Here is an 18,382-nt window from a genome sequence, read left to right as displayed (position 1 = left end):
AGGTAGGATAAGATAAAAAAATATAAATAGTTTTAGGGAGAATATGTCGCGATTATTAAATAAATTGCGAATTTAATAAATATCACAGATAAATTCACCTTACTAACCCTATGATTAATATTAATAAGGTGATTATTTTCCCTGTTTTAGCTTTTTTTATCAGACACAATTAAAACAGGAGGGAGTGTAAAAGAAAATTCACTACCTTTACCTAATTGACTAGTAATTACGAGTTGACTGCTATGGTGCTGAACTGCATGTTTCACAATAGCTAATCCAAGCCCCGTTCCACCACCACCTTGGCGCGAACGCGCTTTATCCACTCGATAAAAACGCTCCGTCAAACGCGATATATGCTCCGTAGGGATACCAGGGCCATTATCACTGACACTAAAACGAGCACCATGACTGGTTTTCTGCCAATCAACCCGTATTTTAGTTCCCTCAGGTGTGTGGTTAATGGCATTGTACACAAGGTTAGCAACGGCACTACGTAGTTGCTCTTCATTGCCATTTACGCGTAATTTTTCATCAACATTAAACTCAAATTGGTGCTGGCCGTGACTCAGACTCAGCGCTTCTTGTTCAATCATCTTAAGAATAACGGGAATATTAACTTGTTCGTCCAGATTAATATGAGGGGCGATTTCAATTCGTGATAACTGCAATAACTGCTTGATCAGATTATCCATTCGATAAGCTTGCTCTTGCATCACATTCAAGGCTTTTTTGTTAACCGCAGAGGTCCCTTCTTGATCATCCATCACTTCAAGATACCCTTGAATGACCGTTAATGGTGTACGTAATTCATGACTCACGTTAGCAAAAAAGTCTCTACGAGCCTTTTCTAATCGTCGTTTTTCCGTCACATCCCGGGCAACCATTAAAAGCTGCCCCTCAGTGTAAGGCAAAATACGAAACTCGACAATTTCACCACTGTTAAGCTCAATTGTCAGCGCTTGATCATAACTCTTAACCGTAAAATAGCGGCTAAAATCAGGATAACGCAACAGATTAAAAATATGCTGCCCATTATCTTCAGGCCAACGAAAACCTAATAAATGCTGCGCATGGCGATTACACCAAAAAATATTACCTTCCGTTGTCATCATCACTACCGCATCGGGTAATGATTCAGCCCCGCTGCGAAAACGCTTAATTAGCTGCCCTAGCTCACGACGACGTTTACGGTTACGTTGCTGCATTTGATAAATGCCATAAAATATTGGCTCCCAACCCCCTTTACCTGCGGGTGGAAGCATGCTTTTATCTAACCATAACCAATAGGATAATTTTAGCAGGTTATACCCGTGCCAAAATAATGCAGCTAGCAAAGAAATGACTAAAAGCCATGCTAGATGGCCTATAAATACTGATAATATGAGTGCGGGTAAAATAAATAAAAACAGCCCCCAAATTAGCTGTTTTATGGATAAACGTTCAAGCACTTGGGTCTCTCCCTAATGAATTCTCAGTAACGAACAGAGAAACGGTATCCAGTACCACGTACTGTTTGTACCATTTTATCATGCCCTTCTGTTTCCAGTGCTTTTCTTAAACGACGAATATGAACATCTACGGTTCTATCTTCAACATAAACATTGGCTCCCCAAACATTATTTAATAGCTGTTCACGGCTATAAACACGCTCCGGATGAGTCATAAAAAAATGTAATAATTTATATTCGGTTGGTCCCATATCGATAGGAATTTCACGACAAGTAACACGATGAGAGGTTGGGTCAAGCATCAAGCCATTCATTTCAATAATATCTTCTGTCGCCATTGGCGAAATTCGGCGTAAAATCGCTTTTACGCGAGCAATCAATTCTTTTGGCGAAAAGGGTTTGATTAAAAAATCATCCGCGCCCACTTCTAAACCTTTCACGCGATCCTCTTCCTCACCTCTGGCAGTCAACATCATGACAGGGACATCGCGAGTTGCGCTATCACGCTTCATATGTTTAATAACCTGAATGCCAGAGCCACCTGGGATCATCCAATCGAGTAAAACTAAATCAGGTAACGGGTCAACAAGCTGCGCAATTGCAGAGTCATAATCATCAGCTTCAATCGGCTGAAAACCATTCTGTTCCAATACAAAACAAACCATTTCACGGATGGGCGTCTCATCTTCAACAACTAGAATGCGTCTTGCCATGATTGTTCCTGTAAATAAGAAGATATTTTTAATGTGAACGCATTATGCGTCACTTTTATGACAGAATTATGACTATTATCGGTGATGACTGACATTCCACCTAATAATTACAGGAAAAGATCATCTAAGTGAAACATTAATCACATAGCGCAATATAATTATCATCCATTTGCAGACTAATAATTATCTTACTGTAATAACAATTTTAACGGCTTTATTCATATCACAGCATCATTTTCCATTGCATAACACTCCATCGTATTACCGCGATAAGGTATACTGACCGACAGAATATCGAGGCCTCTTCACTAATAAAATGGCACAATCACAAGGAATGATAGCTCATGCGCATGATCCACACTTCTGACTGGCACCTTGGCCAATATTTTTTCACTAAAAGTCGTGCCGCTGAACATCAATGTTTTTTAAATTGGCTTATTGAACAAGTTACGCTCCATCAGGTTAGCGCAGTGATTGTCGCAGGGGATATTTTTGATACTGGCTCACCGCCGAGCTATGCACGAGAACTCTATAATAAATTTATCGTCGATTTACAAAAAACTGGATGCCAGTTGGTTATTTTAAGTGGAAACCACGATTCCGTTTCCGTTCTCAATGAATCCAGCTCTTTGCTGGCTTACCTCAATACCAGCGTAATAACCTCTGGCGCTGAACCTAATATTATTACTTTAATGGATAACCAAGGATTGCCTAGCGGCCTCGTCTGCGCCATCCCATTCCTGCGCCCTCGAGACATTCAGATAAGTATTGCAGGACAAAGTAGTGAAGAAAAACAATTATCACTGCAAACGGCCATTCATGACTATTACCAAGCCAGCTACCAACTTGCCGTCGCACAACGAGAAACACTAGGCCTTGATATCCCGATTATCGCGACAGGGCATCTCACCGTTGTCGGCGCGGCGCTGACAGATTCAGTCCGCGACATCTATATTGGCACACTTGACGCGTTTCCTTCTGGCGCATTTCCACCCGCAGATTACATTGCGCTAGGGCATATTCATCGACCCCAAGTCATTGGTGGCCAACAACATATTCGTTATTGCGGTTCACCAATTCCATTAAGTTTTGATGAAGCACAACAACAAAAAAGTGTCTGTCTGGTTGAGTTTAATGGCAGCACGCTTACTGATATCACTCAATTACCAATTCCAATTTCGCAGCCACTACAAAGTGTCAAAGGGTCTCTAAAAGAAATCCAGCAACAACTGGAAGTTTGGCAAGACTATCAAGGTGATAAACCGGTATGGTTAGATATCGAAGTCGCGTCACAAGACTATCTTTCAGATATCCAACAACGTATAGAAGCCTTAACCCAAACCTTACCAGTTGAGGTCGTATTACTGCGCCGAGCACGTAAACAAAAGCAAGGACAGCAAAGTGTATTAGCCAATGAAACACTCAATGAATTAACTGCTGAAGAGGTCTTTTTACGCCGTCTTGCAGAAGAATCACTTGACGATGCCGAACAAGAACAACGCTTGCGACAACTGTTCAAACAATCCTATGACGCACTACGTTCAGAACAAGAGGGTCAAGCATGAAAATCCTGAGTCTTCGCTTAAAAAATATTAATTCACTAAAAGGCGAATGGAAAATTGATTTCACGCAAGAACCTTTTGCTAGCCAAGGATTGTTTGCGATAACTGGTGCGACCGGTGCAGGTAAAACCACCTTACTGGATGCGATTTGTCTCGCGCTTTACCATCAAACACCTCGTTTAGGCTCTCTATCTGCTAGCCAAAATGAGCTCATGACGCGCCATACGGGCGAATGTTTAGCGGAAGTTGAATTCGAAGTAAAAGGTGTTGCTTACCGCGCATTTTGGAGCCAACGTCGTGCAGGCGGTAAATCTGAAGGAAACCTTCAACAGCCTAAAGCCGAGCTAGCGACGGTAGCTGATGGGCAAATACTTGCGGTTAAAGTCACTGAAATTAGAGAGCGGATCACTCAAATTACGGGACTCGACTTTGGTCGTTTCACTAAATCGATTCTACTTTCCCAAGGGGATTTTGCCGCCTTTTTAAACGCAACAGAAAAAGAACGCGCTGACCTTTTAGAAGAGATAACTGGGACTGAAATCTATAGCCAAATCTCAATTTATATTTATAACCAACACAAACAAGTCAAAACCGAATTAGACTTACTGAAGGCGAGAGCACAAAGCATTAATTTGCTGACTGAATCTGAGCACCAACAACGATTAGAACAACAAACGGTACTCGCACAACAAGCCGCACAAATCAGCCATAAAAAAAATCGTTATCAACAAGCCATAAATTGGTGGCAACAACAGCACCAACTGACTCAACGCTTACAACAATTACAAGCAGAGCTAGACAAGTCAGAACAGGATTTTCAGGCTGCAAAACCCAGTCTACAAAAATTAGCAGACAGCGCTCCCGCAGAGGCTTTGCGTCCTTTATGGCAAGATGTTCAGCGCCAACAACAGTCGTTAGCTGAACACAATGAAAAGCAACAACATCTTCAACAAAGTCTTGAGGAAATGCAGAAACAACTTGCACCACTGAAAGCAAAACAAGATCAAGCTAACAATGAAAATACGCAATTTTTGGCGTATATGCAGCAGCAGAATAAATTAATTGATAACGAAGTTCGCCCGTTGGATAACCAAATAACGCATCTTAACCAACAACTCAGTGAACTCTCTAAGCTTGTAACCCAATTTCAATCTGAATATGACCAAAAACAACAGTCTATCAATGAAGCCGAGGTGAAGTTACAACACGCAAATAACCAACTGAAACAACTAAATGTTTTTCTAAAAGAAAAACAAAAAGATGCAGAAATTAGCGGGCAACTAGGCAGTTGGAAGCAACAAGCACGTTACCTCAATGAACTTACTGAACAGCTCTCGATACTAACCCAAAAGCAGCACAAAATTTCACAAGAACTGCAAGTATTACAGGCAGAAAAACAAACGCAATCCGCTCAGTTGACACAAACGCAAACGGCTTTAGACAAAGAAACTGACGCGTTTAATCAATTAGAAAATAACTATAAAAACTGCCAAGAAAAACAGAATATTAATGAAGTAAATCACTCTATTGTACAACTACAAACCAAGCTACAACATGCGCAATTATTACCCTTTATATTGTCACAGTGTCTCGCTCAACAAGTTCAATCACAAAAGCAAGCAACACAGCAGATTTTATTAATTGAATCAATTGCTCAAACTGAAAAAGAATTAGCATCAGTACAAACGAATATCAGCAATTTACAGCCCCATATTCAAGATCTCACACAACAACTGCAATTAGAGCAAAAAATTGTTAGCTTAGAAAAAGAGCGCCAGCAACTCATTGAAGGTTCCCCGTGTCCACTTTGTGGCTCTCACGAGCACCCTGCGGTTGAGGCCTATCAATTAATAAAATCCTCAGATACACAACAGCGCTTAAAACAACTCACTGAGCAACTCGATAGCAATAAGATCAAATTATCAGAGCAACAATCGTACTTACAAAATCAAAAGTTGCGTCAAAGTGAAAATTTACAGCTCAAAACACAACTATCCGAACAGCTTGATGAATTAAATCAAAAATGGCGTAGTACCTGTGAGCAAGCACTTACTCCAGAATTAGCGCAAACCGAACAAGCGGTTAATTTACTTCTTGCTGATTTAAAAACACAGTTATCCACAAAACAAAAAGTGATTACGGATTTCACGCTATTAGAACGCGATTATCAGCAGGCTAAAAATCAATTAAATGAGCAACAAGCGCTCGTTAAACAACAGCAAGCCACTCTCGCATTACTCGAAGAACGTCTTAAATATCACGCTCAGATGTTTGATGAGATGCAAAAAGAACAAAATCAGCTACAACAACGCAAAAATGAACAAACAGAGCAATTACAGTCAGCCCTCACTCAATTTCAGTTAATATTGCCCGAAAATAATGATTTTGATGCATGGTTCAGCAACATTGAACAACGCAGTCAATTCTACGAATCACAAAAAATAGCGGCACAGAAACTCACGCAACAAATAGATGTCAGTAATGCGACATTGGCGGCTGAAATAGCACAAAAAACGCAATTATTGAAACAGCTCGAAAATGGAAAACAACAGCAATTACAATGCAGTAATGAGCTGATTGAGAAAAAAAATCAACGCCAAAACTTATTAAATGGACTCACTGTCAGCCAATTTATTGAAGGGATGCAGGAAAAACAAACTCGTTTAGCCCATCAATTAGAACTCTTAACCAAAAATATCAATGACATTGAAAGAAATATTTCCGTCCTCAATGGCAGCCATCAAGCCATCATTGAATCGGTTAAGAAAATCACTCAATTATTGATAAATGCACAAACACAATTTAATCAAGCATTAACCCAAAGCCCATTTGATTCACAGCAAATCTTCCTCAATGCATTACTAGCCACTGAAGAAAAAATACAATTAGAACAGCTAAAACAAAATATTAGCCAAGCATTACTGCAAAGCGAAACCCGTCATAAAGAAGCTTTACTGGCGCTAACCGCCCATGAACAACAACGTCTTGAAGATTTTACAGGCATTTCACAAGAGCAATTAAAACAAGCAATTGCTCAATTTGATGAAGAAATAAAAAATCTTAATCAAGAACAGGGTAGAATTATCAGCCAGTTAGAAACGGATAAACAGCAGCGCCACCAGCAACGAGATTTACTACAACAAATTGAAGATGGACAGCTTAGTTATGATGATTGGAGTTATCTCAGCACGCTCATTGGCTCCGCCGAAGGGGATAAATTCCGCCGTTATGCACAAGGCTTAACACTTGATTGTCTCATTACCTTAGCCAACCAGCAGCTCGATAAATTACACGGCCGCTATCTACTACAACGTAGTCATCAAACTAACCTTGAACTACAAGTTATCGATGGGTGGCAAGCTGATAGTCTCAGAGACATCAAAACCTTATCGGGTGGTGAAAGCTTCTTAGTCAGTCTCGCATTAGCCCTAGCACTATCCGATATGGTGAGTAACAGAACCCAATTAGAGTCACTATTTTTGGATGAAGGCTTTGGCACACTCGATGCAGAAACCTTAGATATCGCTCTCGATGCATTAGAAAGTTTAAATGCATCCGGTAAAACGATTGGGGTGATCAGCCACGTTGAAGCAATGAAAGAACGAATTCCAGTGCAAATTCCGGTGAAAAAAGTGAATGGTCTCGGATTTAGCGAGTTGCCAGCGCAGTATCGAATCAATTAACCCACTATGATTTAGCCAAACAAATGGCAGAGAGTTTAAATTCTCTGCCATCATGGAGTAAGTTAAACTGCGTCTAGCGCTAGCTGTAACGCATATTTCAAATCATCGACATTTTCAATGCCAATAGATAAACGCACTAAATTATCGCTGATGCCGATATTTTGACGAACAGTTTGCGCTACACCTGAATGCGTAGTCGATGCAGGGTGGCTCGCTAATGACTCTGTGCCCCCTAAGCTCACCGCAAGTTTAAATAACGCCAAATTATCTAAAAAACGAAAGGCATCGGCTTCATTTTCGCCAACATTGATTGAGAATGTAGAGCCTGCGCCTGAGCATTGTTGTTGATAAGCTCGATACTCTGCACTGTCTTTCGGCAAAAATTCAGGAAAATGAACTTTACCGACTTTAGGATGCTGGTTGAGAAAATGGGCCAAAATTTTTGCATTATCATTGGCTCTTTCCATCCTAAGTTGCAGTGTTTCTAAAGATCTCCCCAACATCCAACTTGAGTGTGGGTCGAGCTGTGTCCCAATCGCATTACGCTGCGCTTTGACTTTTTTGACTAAATCGCGACTTCCGACAACGGCACCCGCAACCAGATCAGAGTGCCCACCGACATATTTTGTTAGTGAGTACACACTTAAGTCAGCACCGAGCGCAATAGGTTTCTGGAATATGGGCCCCAGTAACGTATTATCACAAATCAATAATGGAATTTCGCCATTTTGTTGATGTGCAATTTGCTTGGCAGCTTGACTGAGCAGTTGAATATCCACCACCGTATTTAGCGGATTTGACGGTGTCTCAATATAAATCGCCGCAATTTTTTTACCTGCCCCAATCCCTTTTACTACATCAAGAATAGCCGCTAAATCACAACCATTTTGAAAAGGAACTGAAGTAATACCAAACCGTGTTAACGTATTCAAAAATAAGGTTTCAGTACCACCATATAGAGGTTGAGAGTGTAGCAATACATCGCCAGGTTTTAAGACTGCCATCAAGCAAGTCGTAATAGCCGACATACCTGATGAAAATAAAGCAGCACTTTGCGCCCCTTCATAAAGAGCCAATCTATCTTCAACAATTTCACTATTGGGATGATTGAAGCGCGAATAAACCAAACCTTGTTTTTGGTTATCAGGCGCTTGTACGCGTCCGCTAACCAAGTTAAAAAAATCTTTACCTTCTTGAGCCGTTTTAAAGACAAAAGTTGATGTCAGAAACACAGGAGGTTTTATCGATCCTTCCGATAATTGTGGGTCGTACCCATAGCTCATCATTAATGTTTCAGGGGATAGTTCTCTCCCATTTAAATCTTTTTTATCGCTTTTATCTGACATTCACAAGCTCCAACTTTTTATTCATAAATCATCACATTATCAGTTATACAATATTACTATTGTTAATAATTTGCTCGTACTCGTGAGGATAAAATTGGCGAGTAACAGATAAATGGGAACGCAAACGGCCTTTAATGACATTTTTGCCTAAATTGGTAAATAATGGATTTAAAGGATCGCTATCAGGCCCCAACGCTTGTTGAGCTAAATAGGAAGGTAGCGGCAATAAGGGAACTTCATCGGCAAAAACACTTGGGGTAATAAAATAAGCGATAGAATAACGTGAATCGCTATTTTTCCCCCTAACAACCTGATGAACATTTGCACGTAAATAACCATTGGTTGCTAATTCAAATACCTCACCAATATTTACTACAAATGCATCTTCTAATGGTGCGACATCTATCCAGCCATTATCTGTCTCAACTTGTAGTCCACCGCTATTATCTTGCCAAAGTAGTGTCAAAATCCCCGCATCTTTATGGGCACCAACGCCTTGCTCTCCCTCATGATTATCAGTACGAGCAGGGTAATGTATTAATTTTAATAAATGCTGTGCCGGTTCGGCGGTAACGCTATCGAAACTATTTTCAGGTAACTCAAGTGCAACCAAAAAGGCTTTAATTAACTTAATAGCGATATCTCGCATCTCTTTTTGCCATGCAAGGGCTTGTGTTTTCAACTCAGGCAATGCTTGTGGCCACTGATTTGGTCCTTGTAAATTCAGCCAAATCGGATCTTGGTCAGTTAGTTGTAAAGCCGGCAATTCCTCACCAATATCAATTTGTTCACGAAAGTCAGGTTGATTTCTCGTACTCTCTTGTGTTGAGGCTGTATATCCGCGAAAGTGTCTTGAATGACTCATTGAGATTTGTTCTTTGGCATCCTTTGGCAAAGCAAAAAACTGTTTTGTTATTGCCAACAACTGCTCCCGAGTTTCAGGCGTAATATTATGTCCAACAAGGTAAAAAAAGCCAATTTCCCGCGCAATGAAGCGTAATTTCTTATAAAAATCTGCTTGCGTCTCTGGGTTATCAAGTTCATTTAAATCAATAATAGGTAATTGAGTCGCTGACATATTTAATCCTTTTCACTCTCTGTATTTATAGAATATGAATTTAGTGAATAATAAAAATAGCTATTCATCTATTTAACAGTCGATTAAATACCAACTTTAAAAATACTAATAATAATATAAAACTATATCGATATAACCATTTCAATGAATAGATACTTTCTAATCCATATAACAAAAAACACAAATAAATAATTAAATATTATTTATAAAAGTCAGATCTTGTCTGATTAGATATTACTAACAAATAACTAATGAGAATTTAAAATGAAAAAAATAACTGCATTAATATTGGCATTGTCGGTTTCTGCTTTAACGGCTTGCTCACCTGAGGACAGCACTGCTGAAAAAGCACCTCAACAAAAAGATCCCAAACAAAAAATCATCGTTGGCAGCCATGGCAGTGATGCTGATATCTGGAATTTTATCGCGGAATCTCAAAGCGCTAAAGATGCAAATTTAGATATTGATGTTAAAATCATTGACGATGGGATCACCTTGAATGTCGCCACCATCGATGGTGATGTGGATGTCAATGCCTTTCAATCGTGGGGATTTCTAAAAGATTTCAATAAAAATCATGATAATAAGCTCTCACCAATCTTCACGACTTATTTTGAACCGATGGGGATCTATTCTGTAAAATATAAAAATTTAGCTGATTTACCCAACAAAGCGATTGTCGCGATCCCAAACGATGCAGCCAATCATGCAAGAGCACTTAAACTATTAGAGAACTCAAAGTTAATCAGCTTGAAACCTGAATTCAATCAAGCCACGGGATCTATTAGTGATATTACAAATAATCCTAAAGAATTAGTCTTTAGACAAATAAAATATGCACATGGTCCTAGAGCGCTACCGGATGTAGACATTGCAGTAATCGGAAATACAGCTGCACAAGAAGGTGGACTTAACGTTTTAAAAGACTCTTTATTTAGAGAGCAAAACGATGACACTATTAAAAATAATATTAATATATTAGTTACTAAATCTGATAATAAAAACGATCCTAAATTTGCTAAATTAAACGATCTCTATCATAGCGAAGCCGTAAAGAAATATATTGATGATAATTTTGGCGGTACAAAAATACAAATTAAAAAGGATCTCAGCGAATTGAATTAACCTTAATACATATCATTAACCGAGAAGCATGGATAAACGATGTGACTCGGTTAAAATCGATTAGTCAATAATCATGTAACTTTCAGTGTGATGAACATTAATGGAAACAAAAAATCTCATCAATTTGTCTTTTTCTATCCTTTTTCCTCAATATTTTTATACTCACTATCCCATTTTTTGCCCACTTGATGATAGAAATATTATTTTGTAAGATACTATTTCATATATCACTCTGATTTAAATGAAGTTAATCTCTTTAAGATCTACACGCAAAAATTTGAACCTTATCGTTAAATTTTTTTCCTATGATTTTTAAGCTATCTCGCTATAGTAATAACCATCGAAACAATCTGCGGCTTCTGAGATTTATTCAATAACTGCCGTGTGCTAACTAAAGCTAGGAGACAACATGTCTAACGCATTTATCGAAATGATTAAAAACCGTCGTACAATTTATAACCTTGGCGATGCATTACCCGTATCTGAAGAGCATGTCACAAAATTAATTAAAGAAGCGGTTAAACATTCTCCATCTTCATTTAACTCACAGACTTCTCGCGTCGTTGTTTTATTTGGTGCTGAGCATAAGAAACTGTGGAATATGGTGAAAGAAACTTTGCGCGCTATCGTTCCTGAGCAAGCTTTTGCAGGTACAGCACAAAAAATTGATAGCTTCGCTGCTGGCGCTGGCTCTATTTTATTTTTTGAAGATAAAGATGTAGTTACTGGGTTACAAGAGCAATTCCCATTATATGCGGACAATTTTCCTGTTTGGTCTGAACAAGCAAGTGGTATTGCTCAATTTGCCGTATGGACTGCATTAGCACAAGAAAATGTCGGTGCATCTCTACAGCACTATAATCCGATTATTGATAGCCAAGTTCAAAAGGAATGGAATATTCCAGCTAACTGGATATTACGCGCTCAGATGGTATTTGGTTCAATTAATGAGCCCGCTGGCGATAAAGGCTTTATGGATGACGAAGTTCGTTTCAAAATTTTCAAATAAGCACTAGCTTTAAATTAATTTTCATCTGAGTTCTCTCACTTATCTTATTATTGAGAGAACTCAGTTTTAATCAATTTAAGTTGATAATATATGCCAATATCAGGGTAAAATAATACTTAACAAATAAAACAACAATAATAAATAAACCTATCTTAAATTAGTTGTAATATTTTCTTATTTATAAATAAATAATATACTTAAAAACATTAACGAAACAAACATTCCTCATTACAACCCCCTATTAACATATCTATATATTTAATTGATTTTCAATCAATCGAACAACATTTAGCTTATGTTTTTTTGATTTAAAATCAACACATTAAATCACACCAAAGATATTTTTAAAATAATTTCCATTTTTTATTATGTATTATCAATATTTGAACTACACTAAATATAAGAGCAAAATTGCACAGTTAAATGTTAGTTAGTGCTATTATCGAGGTGGACTATGAAACGTTTATCTTTATTTACAACCATTGTAGCAATACTCATTTCAAGCAGTTCCTTTAGTTATGCAACTTCTAATTCTACAGGAGGAACAATCTCGTTTTCAGGCTATGTATATGAGCCTCAATGTGAAATAAATTTAACCAATAAAAGTCAAATAAATGTTCAGTGCTTTAGAAATGGTAAAAACATATCGACGACTGGCTCATTGAAAGATGGGAAAAAAATAGAGTCTGACTATGTAAAAGTTGAATATGATAGAACAAGAAAATTACCTATGTTGAATGTAATTTATGAATAAATTAATGAAATTCGAAATAATCATAATTCAGGATACTTAATTTATTATCAGTTCTAAGTATCCTGAATTTTATTAATAATCTAAATTTAACTTATTCGCAAATTAACAACCGTAATTAAGGTAAATAACCTTAACCGCTTTTTCAATATACTGCATATGAAAAAGCCTACCAATCCTTGGTAGGCCATTATATCTCAACTAAGATAATTACTTCTCAGTTAAGTCTACTTGATAAATTGCAAAACCGATTTCATCAGTACCCACTTGCTTCATAGGATATTGAGCATGTTCTTTAATGAATTCAGCTGCTTTATCGCTTGGTGAAGTTTCAAAACGAACATCTAACTTCTTATCCGTTTTAATTGGTGTGAATGACCAATTATTATCAGCCTTAGACGTTATTTCACCTTTCTCTTTAGAAACTTTCGCAATATAAGCCGCTAAGATTGAACGGTTTTCATCTGGAGAAGCAAACGCAATGTTGTTATCGCCTGTTCCTGCAAATTTACCGCCGTATCCACGATAGTTGTTGGTAGCGACTAAGAATGTTGCTTTCGGATCAATTGGCTTGCCTTGGTAAGTGACATTTTTGATTCTATTCGCATCTTTATTTACAGTTTGGCAATCAACATCGTATTTAGCAGGTTGCGTTAAATCAATTTGATAATTAACACCACTAATTGTATCAAAATTATATGTTCTGAAACCGCCCCAGTTAATCAAACTTTGTGGTGCTGTTGATTGTGGGTCAATTTGATTAAACATACCTGCCGAGCATTCTAACCACTCAACCACATCTGCACCTGTTGCTTTTACAACAACTAAAGTATTTGGATAGAGGTAAAGATCCGCAGCATTACGGAAGGTTAGATCACCCTTTTCAACTTCGATAAATTCAGATGGTGCATTTTTACGACCGCCCGCTTTAAACGGTGCTGCCGCAGCTAATACCGGCAAATCTGCAAGATCTGGATCGCCTTGAATAAAGGTTTTGGTGTAATCAATCTGTGCATCATTAACAATTTGAACAGTTGGATCGCTTTGAACCAAGGCCAAATAACTGTACATATTTTCAGATGCTTTACCAATTAACTTACCGACGAAGTCACGAGTACCTTCGTGTTGTTCATTGATAATTTTAACCAGGCTTTCATCACGCTCTACGAGTGCCTTTTTATTGGCTTTATCATAGACAGGGCGCGCATGTGCCGCTGCATTAACAACTTCCCAGTTACCTTTGTCATTGTTGACTACAAGATCAACCACACCTAAGTGATCGCCCCACTGACCCGGCATTACTGCTGGAACGCCATTAACGGTTCCTTTAGTGAGATCAACGCCTTTGATGTCTGCAAACTCTTTACTTGGGAAAACCCCATGTGAGTGGCCAAACATGATGGCATTAATACCCGGTACTTCACTGAGATAATAAACCGAGTTTTCAGCCATTGCTTTGTATGGCTCTTGTGAAAAGCCTGAGTGAGGGATAGCAACAATAATATCTGCTCCCTCTTTTTTCATTTGAGGAACGAATTTTTTAGCTGTTTCAGTAATATCATTAACAACCACTTTTCCTTCTAGATTTGGCTTATCCCAAATTAGAATTTGTGGTGGCACAAAGCCGATATAACCAATTTTTAGATTATGCGTTTTACCATCACGATCCTTAACTGGGGTATCAACAATGATATAAGGGTTGAAATAGTTTTTACCTGTTTTCGCATCTATAATATTGGCATTAATATATGGGAATTGTGCACCTGCAATAGCTTTTTGCAGGTATTCTAAACCAAAGTTAAATTCATGATTACCAAAGTTACCCACGGTATAACCCATGGTGTTCATCAAACTATGTGCTGGGTGTGACTCCCCTTTTTTCAAGCCTTTGCCTGCCATGTAATCAGCAAGCGGGCTACCTTGGATCAAGTCACCATTGTCGACTAAAACGGCATTAGTCGCTTCTTTTTTAGCGGCTTTAATCAAAGTCGCTGTACGTACCAAGCCAAACTGCTCTGTTGGCTTATCTTTATAATAATCAAAATCAATCAGATTACTGTGAACATCTGATGTTTCCATAACACGTAAATCAACAGTTGCTGCATTCGCATTAAATGCGACTAGCAAAGCAAGCGATGATAATTTCAATACTTTATTCACTATGAATCCCCTTAGCTGCCCTTAACGAGACAAAGTTGCCTCTCGAATCGTTATATTCAGTTCTAGCCCATTGGTTAAATAAACAACGAAATTAGGACTACAATTGTCTACAATGTGCATTACTTCAATTTTTAATGATATTACACTGCAAACAGTAACCATTAAATGTGACTAAATCACGGTTTTAGTCTTTTTATAGACCCCGACTTTAATATCGGTCACAAAAATGAATTAATGTTGAGTTATAAAGCCAAAATTATTGAAGTTATATGAACAATAACCGACTCAATTTTAGTGCTGAAATAAAGGGGTGTGATTTACATCACTTATTGCAGCAATACGGCAATAAGTATCATTAAACATAGAGTCAGAAAAATTAAATTTGTGGCAAATAAGCTATATCAGAAATTTTTATTTAATTTAACCTAAAGTCCTTCATTTGAATATTTGCTAAAAACTCATCACCTCAGACTCTTCACTTAAATTTTTATCTAAAACCTTTCATTTCAAGCACTTTCATTTCAAGCTTTATACTCTAAATAATTCAAATTGTAGCTGAGCGCAGCCAACACCCCTACAGTTTGTAATTATGACGAGTATAACCATGCGGCGCCGCGCACCCCGCTCGAATCTCCATGCACCGCTTTTCGAATCGGCGTATCACACTCTCGACCAAACACCCAATTGCGGATCTTTTCTGGCAGTGCATCATACAAACTATCGACATTGCTCATTCCCCCGCCTAACACGATGACGTCGGGGTCCAGCATATTAATTGCTTGAGCCAGTGCTTTTGCTAAACGTGTTTGGTAGTGGTCCATCGCTATGGCGGCTTGTTTATTGCCTTCTTGCGCTAACTTAACAATTTCCAAACCTGTTTTTTGTTCCCCTGAAAGCTTTTTATAATCAGCGATGAAGCCTGTACCTGAAACAAATAACTCTGTACAACCTGTTAGGCCGCAGTAGCAAATCTCATCATCGAGAAATAATCTGTCTTTATCATCCTGCCAAGGTAGAGGATTGTGTCCCCATTCACCAGCAACTCCATTTCCACCTGAATGAACTTGCCCATTGATGGCAATTCCTGCGCCGCAACCGGTTCCAATAATGACGGCAAAAACAACTTTAGCGCCTGCGCCTGCACCATCGACCGCTTCAGAAACAGCAAGGCAATTAGCATCGTTTGCCACCTTTACTGGACGTTCAAGCAACTTAGACAAATCTGCATCAAAGTATTGCCCATTTAACCATGTTGAATTGGCATTTTTCACTTTCCCCGTCACAGGAGAAAGAGTCCCTGGAATTCCAACACCTACAGTACCTGTCATACCGGTTGCTGCTTCAGCCTCATTAACTAAGCCTACAATTGCATTCAATGTGGCTAAATAATCCCCCCGCGGGGTCGGTATACGCTTTCTAAACAAGGAGTCACCCGCATCATCTAATGCAATCACCTCTATTTTTGTGCCGCCTAAATCAATACCGATTCTCATTGTGACTCTCTCTTATTATCAATTTTACATATCATTGCCTATATACATTATTGATATCAATATGCAGAAAGTAAAATTGAGAGACGATTGATAAAATTAACTAAAAAGAAAGATAATTGCTAAATGACATTTTTTTTCGCTTAATAACTGACAATTCGCTATCATAGCTCCCGGCTATAACTGGCAATTTTTCAACAAAGGTAGGTTTTTCATGTGGTTCAAGAATATATTGGTCTATCGCCTAAATCGTGATTTGGCGCTCTCTGCAGATGATTTGGAAAGACAGCTTGCCCCGCTAGCCTATCAGCCATGTGGCAGTCAAGATATGATGAAAACAGGTTGGGTATCCCCTATGCGCGGTGCAGATGCACTGACTCATGCAGCAGGCAATCAAATTCTTATTTGTGCAAAAAAAGAAATGAAAATGCTGCCATCTCCTGTCATTAAGCAAGAATTACAAGATAAAATTGAAAAGATTGAAGCAGACCAAGGCCGTAAACTGAAAAAAACAGAAAAAGACGCCTTAAAAGATGAAGTCGTCCATACCTTACTACCTCGTGCTTTTAGTAAATTTAGTAAAACTTACATTTGGATTGATACCGTCAATCAATTAATTATTGTCGATGCCGCAAGTGCCAAACGAGCTGAAGATAACTTAGCTTTATTACGTAAAAGCTTAGGTTCATTACCCGTTGTTCCTCTAACTTTTAAAGATCCTATTGAGCTCACACTCACTGAGTGGATCCGTTCTGGATCTTTACCTCAGGGTTTTGCCGTTATGGATGAGGCAGAGTTAAAGGCTATCTTAGAAGAAGGCGGTATTATCCGCTGTAAGAAACAAGATCTCATTTCAGATGAAATTGCGACCCATATTGAAGCGGGTAAACTCGTCACTAAATTAGCCATAGATTGGGAAGAAAGAATTCAATTTATGTTATCTGAAGATGGTTCTCTAAAAAGATTAAAATTCAGCGATACCTTAAAAGAACAAAATGACGATATTGGCAAAGAAGATTATGCGCAAAAATTTGATGCTGATTATATCTTAATGACTGGTGAATTGAGTGCATTGATTGCTCGCTTAATCGATGCCCTTGGTGGCGAAGCCGAGCACTAGTTTTATCGTACCAGACTTTTGTGGTGCCAATTATCTATCGCTCCATTTTCGCCCATCGAACTCATCTCACAATGGCAACTTACCTTAAACGTAAGTTGCCATTACTTTTTAGACACAACCTGCATAGCCATAAGGAAGTCATTGACTGGCAGTGCAATCTCTGGTTGATTGAATTATCGCTATATTCATCTGATACTAAATATAGAGCTGTTGCCTATATCGTTTCGAATTATGTTGTCTACATATAGCAACTTCATCGCAATGTTTTTATTCAAAAAAATAATAAATAAATTTCTCCATCATTGGAGTTGTGGTCAATATTCAATCGAAGGAAATATTATGAAAGAACTCATTGAGCCTGAGGTGGATGAAAATTCCCTTGTCACCCTGCAAAAAGTAACAGCAGACAATTTTTCTGAAATTTGCCTGTTAAGTCATACACTAAGTGAAGCACAACGCAACATGGTAGCTGATAATGCCTATTCAATGGTTGAAGCCCAATTTTCAAATTGTGCTTGGTACCGCGGTATATACGCCGATGATACGCCCGTTGGATTCATTATGCTGCATTCAGGTTTAGATGACGATGAGCTCGAATATAACGGCATCATGCTCTGGCGCTTTATGATTGCAGAGCCTTATCAAAAACTCGGTTTTGGCCGTGAAGCGTTAATTCAAGTGATCAGTTATTTGAAAAATAAAGGGTATCCACGTCTGTATAATAGCTGCGGAGAAGGCGAAGAAAGCCCATTTGAATTTTATAAAAAATTAGGATTCATACCAACAGGCAACTATGTTGATGATGAATGTGAACTGGTACTCGATATTGTTAGTTGGAAAAGCGGTAAATAAACCAAAAGTTTAATAAATACAAAATTAAAATGGCGAGTATTAATG

The 18,382-nt window shown here is 38.3% G+C and carries 13 protein-coding genes; 7 read left to right on the top strand and 6 right to left on the bottom strand.

Annotated elements, in window-relative coordinates:
• Positions 1-146: 146 nt before the first annotated feature.
• The gene (phoR, locus tag DD649_RS14990; RefSeq protein WP_294108374.1) at positions 147-1,448 is read right to left on the bottom strand and encodes a phosphate regulon sensor histidine kinase PhoR; all 1,302 of its coding nucleotides are present in this window, start codon (positions 1,446-1,448) and stop codon (positions 147-149) included.
• A gap of 23 nt (positions 1,449-1,471) precedes the next feature.
• Entirely contained in the window at positions 1,472-2,161 is a 690-nt protein-coding gene (gene phoB, locus DD649_RS14985; protein ID WP_336430902.1) for a phosphate regulon transcriptional regulator PhoB, read from the bottom strand.
• A gap of 344 nt (positions 2,162-2,505) precedes the next feature.
• Between phoB and sbcD the strand changes: the two genes are divergently transcribed.
• A complete protein-coding gene (gene sbcD, locus DD649_RS14980) occupies positions 2,506-3,726 on the top strand; it encodes an exonuclease subunit SbcD (protein WP_336430901.1) in 1,221 nt (406 codons plus the stop codon).
• Complete coding sequence (locus DD649_RS14975) at positions 3,723-7,406, top strand: AAA family ATPase (RefSeq protein WP_294108368.1); 3,684 nt, start codon at positions 3,723-3,725, stop codon at positions 7,404-7,406. The genes sbcD and DD649_RS14975 overlap by 4 nt, the downstream gene beginning before the upstream one ends.
• Positions 7,407-7,468: 62 nt before the next feature.
• Here the strand turns inward: DD649_RS14975 and DD649_RS14970 are convergent, their stop codons facing one another.
• Positions 7,469-8,752, bottom strand: a complete 1,284-nt coding sequence (locus DD649_RS14970; RefSeq protein WP_294108367.1) for a cystathionine gamma-synthase family protein — start codon at positions 8,750-8,752, stop codon at positions 7,469-7,471.
• Between the two features lie 43 nt (positions 8,753-8,795).
• Entirely contained in the window at positions 8,796-9,830 is a 1,035-nt protein-coding gene (locus tag DD649_RS14965) for a 2-oxoglutarate and iron-dependent oxygenase domain-containing protein (RefSeq protein WP_294108365.1), read from the bottom strand.
• Positions 9,831-10,094: 264 nt separating this feature from the next.
• Here DD649_RS14965 and DD649_RS14960 point away from each other — a divergent pair, with 264 nt between their 5' ends.
• The 3 genes from DD649_RS14960 (at position 10,095) to DD649_RS14950 (ending at position 12,718) form a co-directional block, all read left to right on the top strand.
• Complete coding sequence (locus tag DD649_RS14960; RefSeq protein ID WP_294108363.1) at positions 10,095-10,955, top strand: MetQ/NlpA family ABC transporter substrate-binding protein; 861 nt, start codon at positions 10,095-10,097, stop codon at positions 10,953-10,955.
• Positions 10,956-11,364: 409 nt separating this feature from the next.
• The gene (locus tag DD649_RS14955; protein WP_294108358.1) at positions 11,365-11,964 is read left to right on the top strand and encodes a nitroreductase family protein; all 600 of its coding nucleotides are present in this window, start codon (positions 11,365-11,367) and stop codon (positions 11,962-11,964) included.
• Between the two features lie 454 nt (positions 11,965-12,418).
• Entirely contained in the window at positions 12,419-12,718 is a 300-nt protein-coding gene (locus tag DD649_RS14950; protein WP_294108356.1) for a hypothetical protein, read from the top strand.
• A 207-nt stretch (positions 12,719-12,925) separates the two neighbouring features.
• On the opposite strand, the gene DD649_RS14945 is transcribed toward DD649_RS14950, so the two are convergent.
• Together DD649_RS14945 and mak are read right to left on the bottom strand one after the other, a co-directional pair.
• Positions 12,926-14,878 carry a bifunctional 2',3'-cyclic-nucleotide 2'-phosphodiesterase/3'-nucleotidase gene (locus DD649_RS14945; protein WP_294109052.1) on the bottom strand — a complete coding sequence of 651 codons (1,953 nt, stop codon included), beginning with the start codon at positions 14,876-14,878 and terminating at the stop codon, positions 12,926-12,928.
• A gap of 584 nt (positions 14,879-15,462) precedes the next feature.
• Positions 15,463-16,368 (bottom strand): fructokinase, encoded by a 906-nt coding sequence (mak, locus tag DD649_RS14940; RefSeq protein WP_294108354.1) that lies wholly within the window; start codon positions 16,366-16,368, stop codon positions 15,463-15,465.
• A 211-nt stretch (positions 16,369-16,579) separates the two neighbouring features.
• Between mak and rdgC the strand changes: the two genes are divergently transcribed.
• On the top strand, positions 16,580-17,485 hold the full coding sequence (gene rdgC, locus DD649_RS14935; protein ID WP_294108351.1) for a recombination-associated protein RdgC: 906 nt from the start codon (positions 16,580-16,582) through the stop codon (positions 17,483-17,485).
• Between the two features lie 339 nt (positions 17,486-17,824).
• The gene (locus DD649_RS14930) at positions 17,825-18,337 is read left to right on the top strand and encodes a GNAT family N-acetyltransferase (protein WP_294108348.1); all 513 of its coding nucleotides are present in this window, start codon (positions 17,825-17,827) and stop codon (positions 18,335-18,337) included.
• The last annotated feature ends 45 nt before the right edge of the window (positions 18,338-18,382 follow it).

It is taken from the genome of Providencia sp. (assembly GCF_003533305.1).
Lineage (GTDB): Bacteria > Pseudomonadota > Gammaproteobacteria > Enterobacterales > Enterobacteriaceae > Providencia.
This window is presented reverse-complemented; position numbering and strand designations above follow the sequence as displayed.

Excerpts from the sequence above, each read along its gene's own strand:
- phoB (WP_336430902.1), bottom strand. The coding sequence starts at position 2,161 with ATGGCAAGACGCATTCTAGTTGTTGAAGATGAGACGCCCATCCGTGAA.
- sbcD (WP_336430901.1), top strand. The coding sequence starts at position 2,506 with ATGCGCATGATCCACACTTCTGACTGGCACCTTGGCCAATATTTTTTC.
- DD649_RS14975 (WP_294108368.1), top strand. The coding sequence starts at position 3,723 with ATGAAAATCCTGAGTCTTCGCTTAAAAAATATTAATTCACTAAAAGGC.
- DD649_RS14970 (WP_294108367.1), bottom strand. The coding sequence starts at position 8,752 with ATGTCAGATAAAAGCGATAAAAAAGATTTAAATGGGAGAGAACTATCC.
- DD649_RS14965 (WP_294108365.1), bottom strand. The coding sequence starts at position 9,830 with ATGTCAGCGACTCAATTACCTATTATTGATTTAAATGAACTTGATAAC.
- DD649_RS14960 (WP_294108363.1), top strand. The coding sequence starts at position 10,095 with ATGAAAAAAATAACTGCATTAATATTGGCATTGTCGGTTTCTGCTTTA.
- DD649_RS14955 (WP_294108358.1), top strand. The coding sequence starts at position 11,365 with ATGTCTAACGCATTTATCGAAATGATTAAAAACCGTCGTACAATTTAT.
- DD649_RS14950 (WP_294108356.1), top strand. The coding sequence starts at position 12,419 with ATGAAACGTTTATCTTTATTTACAACCATTGTAGCAATACTCATTTCA.
- mak (WP_294108354.1), bottom strand. The coding sequence starts at position 16,368 with ATGAGAATCGGTATTGATTTAGGCGGCACAAAAATAGAGGTGATTGCA.
- rdgC (WP_294108351.1), top strand. The coding sequence starts at position 16,580 with ATGTGGTTCAAGAATATATTGGTCTATCGCCTAAATCGTGATTTGGCG.
- DD649_RS14930 (WP_294108348.1), top strand. The coding sequence starts at position 17,825 with ATGAAAGAACTCATTGAGCCTGAGGTGGATGAAAATTCCCTTGTCACC.